This window comes from Eubacterium sp. BL-380-WT-2B (genome assembly GCF_009696115.1).
GTDB lineage: Bacteria > Bacillota > Clostridia > Eubacteriales > Eubacteriaceae > Eubacterium > Eubacterium callanderi.
Map to the genome: position 1 here is coordinate 426732 of NZ_VUMP01000006.1, position 11505 is coordinate 438236.

The 11505-nt window shown below is 43.5% G+C and carries 9 protein-coding genes, 8 tRNA genes and 1 rRNA gene; 5 read left to right on the forward strand and 13 right to left on the reverse strand.

Features of this window, described 5'->3' with window-relative positions; all coding sequences use genetic code 11:
* Nucleotides 1-12 precede the first annotated feature (12 nt).
* Nucleotides 13-291, forward strand: a complete 279-nt coding sequence (locus FYJ53_RS14290; protein WP_013379327.1) for a hypothetical protein — start codon at nucleotides 13-15, stop codon at nucleotides 289-291.
* Nucleotides 292-344: 53 nt separating this feature from the next.
* Here FYJ53_RS14290 and FYJ53_RS14295 read toward each other — a convergent pair whose 3' ends face one another.
* Nucleotides 345-1238: a ribokinase gene (locus FYJ53_RS14295; protein WP_013379326.1), complete on the reverse strand. Its 894-nt coding sequence runs from the start codon at nucleotides 1236-1238 to the stop codon at nucleotides 345-347.
* Nucleotides 1239-1390: 152 nt separating this feature from the next.
* Between FYJ53_RS14295 and FYJ53_RS14300 the strand changes: the two genes are divergently transcribed.
* The 3 genes from FYJ53_RS14300 (at nucleotide 1391) to FYJ53_RS14310 (ending at nucleotide 5437) form a co-directional block, all read left to right on the forward strand.
* The gene (locus tag FYJ53_RS14300; RefSeq protein ID WP_148428760.1) at nucleotides 1391-2269 is read left to right on the forward strand and encodes a putative ABC transporter permease; all 879 of its coding nucleotides are present in this window, start codon (nucleotides 1391-1393) and stop codon (nucleotides 2267-2269) included.
* A gap of 83 nt (nucleotides 2270-2352) precedes the next feature.
* Nucleotides 2353-4542: a DNA topoisomerase III gene (locus tag FYJ53_RS14305; protein WP_148428762.1), complete on the forward strand. Its 2190-nt coding sequence runs from the start codon at nucleotides 2353-2355 to the stop codon at nucleotides 4540-4542.
* Nucleotides 4543-4585: 43 nt separating this feature from the next.
* Nucleotides 4586-5437: an Mbeg1-like protein gene (locus FYJ53_RS14310; RefSeq protein WP_187367935.1), complete on the forward strand. Its 852-nt coding sequence runs from the start codon at nucleotides 4586-4588 to the stop codon at nucleotides 5435-5437.
* Nucleotides 5438-5528: 91 nt separating this feature from the next.
* Here FYJ53_RS14310 and FYJ53_RS14315 read toward each other — a convergent pair.
* The 5 genes from FYJ53_RS14315 to fdhF form a co-directional block, all read right to left on the reverse strand.
* Nucleotides 5529-5603 (reverse strand) — tRNA-Gly (locus tag FYJ53_RS14315).
* A gap of 118 nt (nucleotides 5604-5721) precedes the next feature.
* Nucleotides 5722-5806 (reverse strand) — tRNA-Leu (locus tag FYJ53_RS14320).
* Nucleotides 5807-5923: 117 nt separating this feature from the next.
* A complete protein-coding gene (locus tag FYJ53_RS14325) occupies nucleotides 5924-6691 on the reverse strand; it encodes a formate dehydrogenase accessory sulfurtransferase FdhD (RefSeq protein WP_148428766.1) in 768 nt (255 codons plus the stop codon).
* Nucleotides 6630-7295 carry a molybdenum cofactor guanylyltransferase gene (locus tag FYJ53_RS14330; RefSeq protein ID WP_090413396.1) on the reverse strand — a complete coding sequence of 222 codons (666 nt, stop codon included), beginning with the start codon at nucleotides 7293-7295 and terminating at the stop codon, nucleotides 6630-6632. Before FYJ53_RS14330 ends, FYJ53_RS14325 begins: the two co-directional genes overlap by 62 nt.
* A gap of 64 nt (nucleotides 7296-7359) precedes the next feature.
* Entirely contained in the window at nucleotides 7360-10047 is a 2688-nt protein-coding gene (gene fdhF, locus FYJ53_RS14335) for a formate dehydrogenase subunit alpha (RefSeq protein ID WP_013379307.1), read from the reverse strand.
* A 291-nt stretch (nucleotides 10048-10338) separates the two neighbouring features.
* Here fdhF and FYJ53_RS14340 point away from each other — a divergent pair, with 291 nt between their 5' ends.
* Entirely contained in the window at nucleotides 10339-10608 is a 270-nt protein-coding gene (locus tag FYJ53_RS14340; protein WP_013379306.1) for a hypothetical protein, read from the forward strand.
* Between the two features lie 116 nt (nucleotides 10609-10724).
* Here FYJ53_RS14340 and FYJ53_RS14345 read toward each other — a convergent pair.
* The 7 genes from FYJ53_RS14345 to rrf form a co-directional block, all read right to left on the reverse strand.
* Nucleotides 10725-10809: transfer RNA gene (locus FYJ53_RS14345), tRNA-Tyr, on the reverse strand.
* Between the two features lie 10 nt (nucleotides 10810-10819).
* Nucleotides 10820-10895 (reverse strand) — tRNA-Thr (locus tag FYJ53_RS14350).
* A gap of 48 nt (nucleotides 10896-10943) precedes the next feature.
* Nucleotides 10944-11019: transfer RNA gene (locus tag FYJ53_RS14355), tRNA-Lys, on the reverse strand.
* 30 nt (nucleotides 11020-11049) lie between these two features.
* A tRNA-Asp gene (locus FYJ53_RS14360) sits at nucleotides 11050-11126 on the reverse strand.
* A gap of 17 nt (nucleotides 11127-11143) precedes the next feature.
* A tRNA-Glu gene (locus FYJ53_RS14365) sits at nucleotides 11144-11218 on the reverse strand.
* Nucleotides 11219-11284: 66 nt separating this feature from the next.
* Nucleotides 11285-11359, reverse strand: a tRNA-Asn gene (locus FYJ53_RS14370).
* A 9-nt stretch (nucleotides 11360-11368) separates the two neighbouring features.
* A 5S ribosomal RNA gene (gene rrf / locus FYJ53_RS14375) occupies nucleotides 11369-11485 on the reverse strand.
* Nucleotides 11486-11505 lie beyond the last annotated feature (20 nt).

Sequence of the window (11505 nt, forward strand, 5' to 3'; positions counted from 1 at the left end):
AGGAACCGACTCATGGACAACACAGAAAAGCTGACCTATGCTTATCCCGCTGTTTTTACACTTAAAAGTGAAGATAGTATTACCTTTGGTTTTCCGGATCTCGGCGTTGAAGGCATTCCTATAAAAGCGGCCGACCTTCCAAAGGCTTTCGATATTGCCGCCGAAGTTCTTGGAAAATGGATAAACGAATGTTTTATTTTGGAAAAACCGCTGCCTGAGCCCACAACTCTAGAAAACCTGAATTTAACCCCGGATCAGAAGGGGCTGTGGATTGAAATTGTAGAAGCATAAAAAAGACCCATCAATGGGTCTTTTTTGTTATCTTATAATCGGTATAAGTCGTTTCAGCGTATACCTGCTTTCGTATCCACCTCTTCTTTCAAAGGGATTGACGGCGCAGCACCCATTCGGGTAATACAAATGGATGAGGCAGTCGCCGCTCTGTAAATTGCCTCTTCATCACTCATTCCCGCTTCAATTCCAGCCAGATAGTAACCAGTAAACGTATCTCCCGCGCCCGTCGTATCCACCACTTTTTCGCATTCCACCACGGGCTGGAAAAAACTTTTATATGAATCCGCAAACATTGCCCCTTCACTTCCAAGAGTTAAAACAATTTTTGCTTTTGGGAAACGTTTAAGTAGCCCTGAGAGGATTTTATCGGGCTCTTTTTCTCCAGTCAGTGCCGCTCCCTCAATCTCATTGAGCAGAAAAATATCCACCAGCTCCAGCGGCAGATTCAGGCAGTCATTATCCATCGGAGATGGATTCAATGCAATTCTGGCCCTCTTCTCTTTTGCCGTCCGCATCATTTCCGCAATAGCACTTGTCTCGTTTTGGAACAGAACCAGGTCACCCTCATGAAGTGTTTTTCCAACCTTCTCAACATAAGCACTGTCTGGCATGCCATTGGTTCCCCGATACAGGATAATACAGTTCTCGCCATGCTCATCTACCTGAATAACCGCATGTCCGTTTGTCTCCGCAACCCTCTGAAGCAGCCCTGTCCCTACTCCGCTCGCTTCCATAATATCGACCAGAAACTGAGCGTCCTCGCTCCCGGCGAATCCCGCATGACGTACCTCAGCCCCGGCGTGCGCCAAAGCGACAGACTGGTTAAGCCCCTTTCCTCCTGGAAAAACCGAGCGCTCCTTTGAGGATAGCGTCTCACCCGGACGTACGATTTTTTCCATGGAATAGACATAATCAATATTTAAAGAGCCAAAATTCACGATCATCTTTTTCATCTCCTTTTTTCTTCATTATAACCGGTCACACTTAAAATTCCCAGTATTTTATTCTTGAATAAATCTTGAAAAACTGTTAATGTTAGCCATTATAAAATTATGGTATAATACTAGGGAATAACTTTTATAGAAAGGAAAACCGAATGTACTATAACTTATGCCTGCTTTTCACATACTTTTTTCTTTACGCCGTTATCGGATGGTGCTGCGAAGTTGTATTCTGCTCTATTCCAAAGAAAAAGTTTATTAACAGAGGTTTTTTAAATGGCCCATACTGCCCGATATATGGGGTTGGCGCAATCATCATTGTTTCTATTTTAGGACCATACATTAACGACCCTGTCAGCGTATTTTTCGTAGGTGTCGTCTCGACCTCTGTACTGGAATACATTACGAGCTGGGCCATGGAAAAGCTGTTCCACGCAAAATGGTGGGACTACTCAAATCGTAAATTTAACATCAATGGCCGTGTCTGTCTCAGAAACTCGCTGCTTTTCGGTGTGATGGCACTTACTCTGATGTATCTTGTCCACCCGTTTGTGGAGCGTATCATCTCACGTTTTTCACCCTTTTGGCTTGAAGTCCTGGCGACCTCTCTTGCCGTGCTTATGATTGCCGATCTGGTTACCTCTACATTGGAAACCCTCAACTTTAAGAACAAGCTTAACCGTGTATCTGAGCTGGCAACCAGTGTCACTGACGACCTTAAGGAAAAGGGCGTGGAGACAAAGGGACAGCTCACCCAAAAGATTGCAGACGTCCGAAATGCACAGCATGAGCTTCTCGAAACAGCCAAAGACGATGTTCAGAAGCATGTTGATGAGTTTACGGGCCGACTATCTGAAAAGGCCGCCTTCCGACGCTATTCACACAGCCGTATCATCAACGCTTTCCCAAGTATGATTTCCAGGGATGATCCCGATTCTCTGAATCTGTACCGTGAGGCAATGCTGCACACGAAAAAAATCCGAAAGCTGCACAAAAAAGCGAAAAAACAGGCTAAAAAGTCTCAGGAAAAATAATTTGAATAATGTTATAATAAAAGCGGATCCTTCCGGTCCGCTTTTATCATTTTATACATTTATTAATACAGAAAGGACTTTTTATGTCACAAAACAAAACCCTTGTTCTCGCAGAAAAACCTTCTGTTGGAAAAGATATTGCCCATGTCCTGAAATGCAAAAATGGACAAAATGGTTATCTCGAAAACGACCGCTACATTGTCACCTGGGCTCTTGGCCATCTCGTATCACTGGCCGATCCCGAGGCCTATGGCGAAAAATATCAAAACTGGAATATGGAATCCCTTCCCATGCTGCCGGAGCACATGAAGCTCACTGTTTTAAAGGGCAGTGGAAAGCAGTATAAAATTGTTTCCTCCCTCCTGGGCCGCTCCGAGGTTAAAGATATTGTCATCGCGACCGATGCCGGTCGTGAAGGTGAGCTTGTTGCCCGATGGATTCTGGATAAGGCACACTGCCATAAACCAATCAGACGCCTGTGGATCTCCTCCGTAACGGATAAAGCTATCTCAGAGGGCTTTAAAAATTTAAAACCCGGCACCGAATTCAATAATCTCTACCGCGCCGCACAATGCCGAGCCGAGGGCGACTGGCTGGTTGGGCTTAATATTACAAGAGCGCTGACCGTTAAATACAATGCCCAGCTTTCTGCTGGCCGTGTTCAGTCTGCAACGCTTAACATGATCGTCGAACGCGAAGAAGCCATTAAAAATTTCAAACCAAAGCCTTATTACAATATCCTGGCTAAAACACCACAATTCACACTCACCTGGCAGGGCCAGCATGGAAAGAACATCAATTCAAAAGAAACTGCAGAAAAAATATTTCAGAAGATGAAGGGCAAATCCGCTGTTATCAAGGATATCAGCAAAAAGCCAAAGAAAAGCACATCCCCAGGCCTTTATGATTTGACCGAGCTTCAAAGAGACGCTAACCGCCTTTTTGGCATGAGTCCGAAAGAAACCCTGAATATCATGCAGCGCCTTTATGAAAGCCATAAAATTTTAACCTATCCCCGCACCGATTCAAAATACCTGACACAGGACATTGTGCCAACGCTCTCGGAGAGGCTCAAAACAATTTCCATCGGTCCTTATAAAGCGGCTGTCAGCGAGATCCTCAAGCTCGGCATCCATACAAACAAAAGCTTTGTTGATGACAGGAAAGTTTCCGACCATCATGCGATCATTCCCACCGAACAGCGCGTGATACTGGCAAACCTCAGCACCGATGAGCGAAAAATTTATGACCTGGTCATCAAGCGCTTTCTCAGTGTTTTTCTGCCCCCCTATGAATATTTGCAGACAACAGTCACAGCTGATATTGCCGGAGAAGCGCTGACTGCAAAAGGGCGTGAAATTATAACACTTGGTTATAAAAAAGTCTATGAAAATCAATCCGAGGAGGACGACGATGAGGATAACGAAGACCAGCAATTGCCTTCACTGAAAAAAGGGAACGCTCTTGCTGTCTCCCAGATTTCTCTAAAAGAACTCGAAACAAAGCCTCCGGCGCGTTTTACAGAAGCTACGCTGCTGTCCGCCATGGAAAATCCTCAAAAAGTAGTGAAGGTTGACGCTAAAGCTGCCAAAACCCTTGGTGAAACCGGCGGTATCGGAACCGTTGCCACCAGAGCCGACATCATTGAAAAGTTATATAAGATGTTTGTTATTGAAAAAAAGGGAAACTCCCTTTATCCCACCTCAAAGGGAAAACAGCTCATCGACCTGGTTCCTGCTGATTTAAAATCGCCGCTCATGACCGCAAAGTGGGAACGCCAGCTGGAATTGATCAGCAAAGGGAAAAGCGATCCTGAGGCCTTTATCGCGGACATTAAAACCTACACCACTGAACTGGTCAATGATGTTAAAAACAGTAACGAAAAATTTGTTCACGACAATAAAAGCGGACAAAAATGTCCGGAATGCGGGAAAAATCTGCTTGAAGTTAAGGGCAAATACGGTATGATGCTCGTGTGCCAGGACAGAACCTGCGGCTATCGAGAAAATGTGAGCAAAAACACGAATGTCCGCTGTCCCGAATGTCACGTTAAACTGGAAATACGCGGCAAAGGCGACGGTGCTCTTTATTTCTGCAAGCGCTGCGGGTTCAGAGAAAAGGTTTCTAGCTTTAACAAAAAACATTTTGACGGCAACCGGAAAAACAGTAAACGCGAAGCTCAGAATTATATGCGCAAAATGAAAAAAGAAAATCAGGAAGCTGTCAACAATCCTTTTGCAGAAGCCCTGGCAAAGCTAAAGGAATCAGAATAGTTTTTAAGGCTTTCTGACACTTATCAGAAAGGAGATGCCTCTTATGCTTTGTCACAGCCAGTTGAATCTTTTAAGCCAGCTGACAGCCCTCCCTCTTCCAGTCCATCCAGAGGACCTGCCCATCCCTGTTTCTGAGATGGTGGCTGTTCACCGCCGCCATTATCCAAAACTGGCAGGCGACGCAGCCATGACCTCCAAAGAGTGGCGCCATTCTCTGGAGCTTATTCAGGAAGACAGTGCTCTGATGTCACTCCAGATTCTCAGACAGGCCGATGAACCCCGAACTGGGCTTTATGGTCTCTGTTTTACCTCAGATTCGCCTGAAACAGGCATTATCACCTTCAGGGGAACCGTTGGCCTTGGTGGATGGATTGATAACTATAAAGGCGCTTTTTCCGCAGAAACAGACCAACAGAAAAACGCTTTCCGCTTCTATGAAGACTGCAAGGAAGAATTTGGCTTTTTAAATTTTGATTTAGCAGGCCATTCTAAAGGCGGCAATGATGCGCAGTATATCACTATTCTAAACGGCGAGTTCATCAATCAATGCGTCAGTTTTAACAGCCCTGGTTTCTCGGCTGATTTTATCGGCAAATATTATCGGCAAATCCAAAAAAACAGGAATAAGATCACTGCCTATGAAGGCGCCTATGATATCGTCAATATATTGCTGACCAGTATTGCCGGAAAGCGGCTGGTCATTGAAACCGGCTCAAAAACACCTAAAAATAATCATAAGCCTAATCATATTCTCGATACGCTTGGACATATCGGCCTTCCGGGGAAACGACATCCCCTTTACAGCAGCATCCAGAACATGACCGTTGCCATGACCTTTGCTGTCTTTCAGGCCAAAAGAAATTTAAGACGTAAAAACAAAAAAAATCCTGCATAGAGCAGGATTTTTTTGTTACTTTGATTAGCAAGATCATATTAGCGCAAATAAAAAAACAGCCAAAGCTGCTACAAAATACCAAAAAATAAAATGGAGCGGAAGACGAGATTTGAACTCGCGACCCTCGCCTTGGCAAGGCGATGCTCTACCACTGAGCCACTTCCGCTTAACTTCGCTTGAATAATTTTCATCAGCGAACATATATTATTATAATCGCTTCCCTTTATTTTGTCAAGCACTTTTTTAACTTTTTTCATATAAATGTGTTTGTTTTATATTAAAAGTGGTGCGGATGAAGGGAGTCGAACCCCCACATCATTAGATACTAGATCCTAAGTCTAGCGCGTCTGCCAATTCCGCCACATCCGCACAATGCAGCGTTACTCAGACGAGCAAAGCATCTGTATGTAACGTGCTCAATTATAATAACAAATGACGCCACCAGTGTCAAGATTTTTTTAACCTTTTTCTGCTGATTTTTTACATTCAGGCGTATAAATTCAAGCGCTCTCCCCTTACAAATCCCATCAGGGTCACTCCATGCTTTCTAGCCAGCTGAACACTTCCATTTGTGGGCGCAGAAATGGATAAAACACAGCGGATATCATTTTGGATAATCCAGGTCATTACCTCGCTTGGAATTCTGCCAGTTGTTAAAAGCATTTTATTTTCAGGCGTAATCCGGTTCAGCAAAATACCGCCAAACAGCTTATTATAGGTATTGTAACGGCTGACGTCATCGTAAAACAGTACGGCCTCACCCTTTTCGTAGAGCCCAATGCTGTGCACTCCGCCAGTTTTTACAAAAAGCTCCGACTTCTGGCTGAAGCCTTCCATCATTTCAAAAAGGCCCTTTTCGGTCAACCCGTATCGTCTCAATACTGTTTGAAAATCCGCCTCGAAAGGGTAGGTCTTTTTTTCTTCATTCCTTGTGAGAATACTCTCCTCAGACAGTTCGAAAAAATCTTTTAATTTTGATGTCTTCTCATGGCTGTCAATATAAACAACCGCTCCTGTCTTTACAGTGCTTCGCTCTATTTCTATTTTATTTACCTGCTGAATATCTTTTATAAGGCCTTTCAGGTAAAAAAAGCCGACGCCCAACTCTTTTAAATCTTGGGGCGTACTCATCAATGAGATCATTTTCTGTCCATTAAGGTATAAGGTGACCGGATACTCCTCAACCATTGGGTCAAAGATCCTTTTGGCGCCTCTCGGCGTGATTTTTACAATTTCTTCCAGCTTCACTGACATCGCCAACTCCTTTTAAGTGCTTTGTTAAATCGCCAGGGGTGTTTAAATTACAAAAAAGGCTCCAATCCGGGGTGTAAGCCCGGGCATCCTTCTCTGCTATATAATAGATATTTTCCCGGCTTAAATAATGAAAAACGCTCTTTCTTCCACTTTTTAAAAAATGCTCTGCTGATGGCAGCAAGTCCCTTGAATAAAAGGCATTGAAGGGCTCAATCCACTCTTTATAACGTGTGACACAGCCTTTTTTATCAGGATTTTCTTCTAAAAGTGTCATCATATGCCGAATAAAAACTAAATCATAATTAGGCATATCACAGGCTGTAATATAAACATAGTCTGACTGGCTGTAAAGCAAAGCGGTATAAATTCCTGTCAAGGATGCTGAAATATCTAAAATATCCGGATATACGCCTGTAATTCCATGAATACCAACAATCTCATCCTCACTGCAGCCAACAATGATTATTTCATCAAACAAGACGGCCAGCTGGTCAATGATGGATTGCAGCAGGGCTTTACCTGAAATAACCAGGTTTTTTTTATCTTTTCCCATTCTGGTGCTTTTTCCACCAACCAGGATGGCTGCTGTTTTATACTTTTTCATTGTCTTTCTCCCAGAATATGAAAACACTCCCTCCACCACCAGCCATGATGAAGGGAGCCCACATTTATTTTGCTTCTTCTAAAAAGACTTTACAAACCTTAAACGGTGGAATTTTAGCGATCGGATCGACCTTACCACCAGTCAGACAATTGGCACCCTTGTCACCATAATGGAATGGCATAAACAGGGTGTTTTCCTGAATTCCTTTATTGTAGACTGCTTTTGCAGTTACAGAGCCTCTTGGTGATGTTACCTGAATAAACTGGCCTTCCGAAAAGCCGTTTTCTTCAGCTGTTTTGGGATTAATTTCGAAGAAAGGATCCCCTACGATCTCCTGTATCCCCGCTGTTCTTTTAGTCATCGTGCGGGTATGATAATGCTGCAGAATACGTCCAGTCATCAGAATCATCGGATAGGTTTCATCGGGCTGATCTTCCGGCGCAATATAGTGCGCAACATTAAACATGCCCTTTCCGCGTGTAAACTGGCCTTTATGCAGGAATTTAGTACCTTCCGATTCTTTGTCAGGACATGGCCACTGAATGCGGTCGCCGCGTTCCAGACGCTCGTGTGACACGCCGGCGTAGCTCGGAGTGACCGATGCGATTTCATCCATAATTTCGGCTGAGCTGCTGAAATTAAAGCCTTCAGCGCCCATACGCTGTGCAAGCTCACAGATGATTCGCCAGTCCTCTTTTGCCACGCCAGGCGCCTTCACGGCTTTTCTAAGCAATTGTATCCGGCGTTCGGTATTGGTGAATGTGCCGTCTTTTTCAGCATAAACCATTGCTGGCAGAACAACATCTGCATATTCTGACGTTTCAGTCAGGAAAATATCCTGGAGTACGATAAAGTTTGCCTTTTCAAAGGCTTCCTTAACATGATTTGTGTTGGGATCAGAAACCAGCGGATTCTCACCCATAATATATAAAAACTTCACGATATTTTTATCCACATCATCAACAATTTCCGTAATCGTATGGCCTGCATTTGTCGGCAGCTCTGTTCCCCATGCCTGCTCAAATTTGGCAAGAACATCTGGGTTATTCGTCTTCTGATAGCCCGTAAAATCGCCTGGAAGTGCACCCATATCACAGGCTCCCTGAACGTTATTCTGACCACGAAGCGGGTTAACACCACAGCCTTCACGTCCAATCTTGCCAGTCATCATTGCCAGATTAGCGGTACTCATAACGCCATCGGTTCCGGTAGCGTGCTGGGTCACACCCATTGAATAGAAGATGCCGCCTTTATCCTTAGTCGCATATAAACGTGCTGCCTTGCGCATTTCTTCGGGATCTACACCACATATCTCAGCGCATTCTTCTACTGTAATTGTATTTAAATATTCTTCAAGCGTATCGAAATTTTCAGTCCGCTCGTTAATAAAATCACGGTCTTCCAGATGTTCATCCAGAATTGCTTTCATCAAACCATTAAACAAAGCAACGTTGGTGCCTGGTTTGATCTGAAGATAAACATCGGCATATTTTGCCAGTTCAATTTTACGTGGTTCCGCCACGATCAGCGCCGCGCCTTTCTGTACGCGCTGCTTGATCTTAGCACCAATGACCGGATGCGTCTCGGTGGTATTTGAACCACTGACGAGAATAACATCCATCACGTCAACTTCTTCGATACTGTTTGTCATGGCACCGCTGCCAAAGGATTTAGCGAGCCCAGCAACGGTAGAGGCATGACAAAGTCGCGCACAATGGTCAACATTGTTCGTCTTACCAACTGATCGAATAAATTTCTGGAATAAATAGTTCTCTTCATTGGTACAGCGGGCTGACGAAAAACCTGCAACAGCCTGCGGGCCTTCTGAAATCGCTTCTTTCAGCTTCTGAGTAATCAGATCATAAGCTTCTTCCCAGGTTGCTTCTTCCAAAACGCCATTTTTTCGAATAAGCGGCGTTTTCAGACGATCCTCACTGGCCACAAAGTCATGGGCAAAGCGCCCCTTAACACAAAGAAGATTATTGTTAACATTGCCCGGAACACTCATGACATCTGTAATCTTGTTATCCCGAACCTTTAATTTCAAAGTACAGCCTACGCCACAATAAGGGCAAATTGTTTCTACCGTGTCGGTATAAGGCAGCGGCATGAACTTTTTCGGCGCCAGTGCACCTGTAGGGCATTCAGCAATACAATTCCCACAGTTTACACAGTTTGAGTTTTTATCGCCGCGCAGCATATCGAAAACTGGATTAATATTTGTTTCGTAACCACGGTCGCATTTTGCTAAAACATGATTGCACTGAAGGTGTTCACAAACCTTAACGCAACGATTACATAAAATACATTTGTTGGGATCATAAGTATAAAAAGGACTTGAATCATCGATTGGCTGACCTTTTTCCAAAGATTGACCAAAGCTTTTCACTTCGTCATACTCGATACAATTTCCATTAAGATCAACAAAACGGCAAGTGCCAAATTTGTAGCAGGTAAAGCAATCAAATGTATGATCTGAGAAAAGCATTTTTAAGACAAAGCGGCGCGCTTTACGAACAACCGCATTATTCGTATAGACGACCATCCCTTCGCCTACCGGTGTTGAACAAGCGGTCTCCAGTCTTCTGGCTCCCACTACTTCAACAAGGCACATCCTGCAGCTTCCTTCAGGATCAAAGCCTTTAAAATAGCACAAAGTCGGGATATCAATCCCTACTTCTTTAGCGGCGTTAAGGATCGTAGTGCCCTCGGGAACGCTCACTTTCTGATTGTCAATTGTTAAATTTACCATTTCAAACATCTCCTAATATAATCTACCAAAATTACATTGTAATCCTTATTATAGTATCTCATTTTTCACATTTTTGTCAATCACCCGAAGGGAAATTTACTTACATTTCCCGGATTTTGTTATTTTCTTAAATCTTCGGGTATAATTTCATATAAAGATAAAGTAGAGGCTTTATTTAAGCCGCCTATTTTGATTAATAGTAAATTTTTGACATCTTGTGGACAAGATCTCAAAGTTATCGTATAATCAAAATAGGTCACGTAATCGATGAAAGGATTAAAGGTGGTTACTATGTTAAATGATATTTCAAAAACCTTACTGAAAAAGATGGAATCTGCAAATTATTCAGATGATGGTATTGCTACAGTTTCACTGGAAGAATTCACAAATGTTGATGAAGCTAAGGCTGCTGTTTTGGAAATCGAAAAATTACCCGAGTATTCTGAGCACAAATTAGACCTGAATGAAGGAACAATGATTCTTTCTGTTTACAACCCAAAAGAAGATATCAATGGTTTTGTCACAAGACATCCAAATAGAACAGCCTGTGGCGGTAGATAACTATATTATGAACCTTGGGACCTCTCTTAATTGAGAGGTCTTTTCTAATCAACCCGTATCGTTACGATACGGGTTGATTTTTTGCAATAAAAAAAACGATCCAACGATCGTCATAATGGTGGGGAGAGATGGATTCGAACCATCGTAGACTCCGTCAACGGATTTACAGTCCGCCCCCTTTAGCCACTCGGGCATCTCCCCAAAATAAAAATGGAGCTGATGATAGGACTTGAACCTACAACCTGCTGATTACAAATCAGCTGCTCTGCCAATTGAGCCACATCAGCTTAATGATAAACTTATTGAATTATAAAACCTAAAACAAATAAAAAAAATGGTGACCCATGGGCGACTTGAACGCCCGACACCCTGATTAAAAGTCAGATGCTCTACCAACTGAGCTAATGGGTCACATAAAATGGTAATATTAAGATAAAAAAATGGCGACCTGGAAGAGACTCGAACTCTCGACCTCCAGCGTGACAGGCTGGCATTCTAACCAACTGAACTACCAGGCCGCATGATGTTATAAAAATGGTGACCCCTGGGGGATTCGAACCCCCGTAACCGCCGTGAAAGGGCGGTGTCTTAACCGCTTGACCAAGGGGCCAAATTACTTGGCTTAAAAAGACGGATATGGAAAGTTTCTGCTTCTCCATATCCGTTTGTCTTCAAATGGCTCCCCAGGTAGGATTCGAACCTACAGCCTATCGGTTAACAGCCGAGTGCTCCACCGTTGAGCTACTGAGGATTATTTAAGACCCCGCGATGTCCTATCCTCCCAGGCAGTTGCCCACCAAGTACTTTCAGCGCTGAAGGACTTTACTTCTGTGTTCGGTATGTAAACAGGTGTTTCCCCTTCGCCATCATCACGAGATCAATCTTGCGTTTTTATTC

What these genes read in the sequence shown, in the direction of transcription:
- FYJ53_RS14290 (WP_013379327.1), top strand. Translation starts at nt 13, where the DNA reads ATGGACAACACAGAAAAGCTGACCTATGCTTATCCCGCTGTTTTTACA.
- FYJ53_RS14330 (WP_090413396.1), bottom strand. Translation starts at nt 7,295, where the DNA reads ATGAAAAAGTATAAAACAGCAGCCATCCTGGTTGGTGGAAAAAGCACC.
- FYJ53_RS14325 (WP_148428766.1), bottom strand. Translation starts at nt 6,691, where the DNA reads ATGTCAGTGAAGCTGGAAGAAATTGTAAAAATCACGCCGAGAGGCGCC.
- FYJ53_RS14305 (WP_148428762.1), top strand. Translation starts at nt 2,353, where the DNA reads ATGTCACAAAACAAAACCCTTGTTCTCGCAGAAAAACCTTCTGTTGGA.
- FYJ53_RS14340 (WP_013379306.1), top strand. Translation starts at nt 10,339, where the DNA reads ATGTTAAATGATATTTCAAAAACCTTACTGAAAAAGATGGAATCTGCA.
- FYJ53_RS14295 (WP_013379326.1), bottom strand. Translation starts at nt 1,238, where the DNA reads ATGATCGTGAATTTTGGCTCTTTAAATATTGATTATGTCTATTCCATG.
- fdhF (WP_013379307.1), bottom strand. Translation starts at nt 10,047, where the DNA reads ATGGTAAATTTAACAATTGACAATCAGAAAGTGAGCGTTCCCGAGGGC.
- FYJ53_RS14310 (WP_187367935.1), top strand. Translation starts at nt 4,586, where the DNA reads ATGCTTTGTCACAGCCAGTTGAATCTTTTAAGCCAGCTGACAGCCCTC.
- FYJ53_RS14300 (WP_148428760.1), top strand. Translation starts at nt 1,391, where the DNA reads ATGTACTATAACTTATGCCTGCTTTTCACATACTTTTTTCTTTACGCC.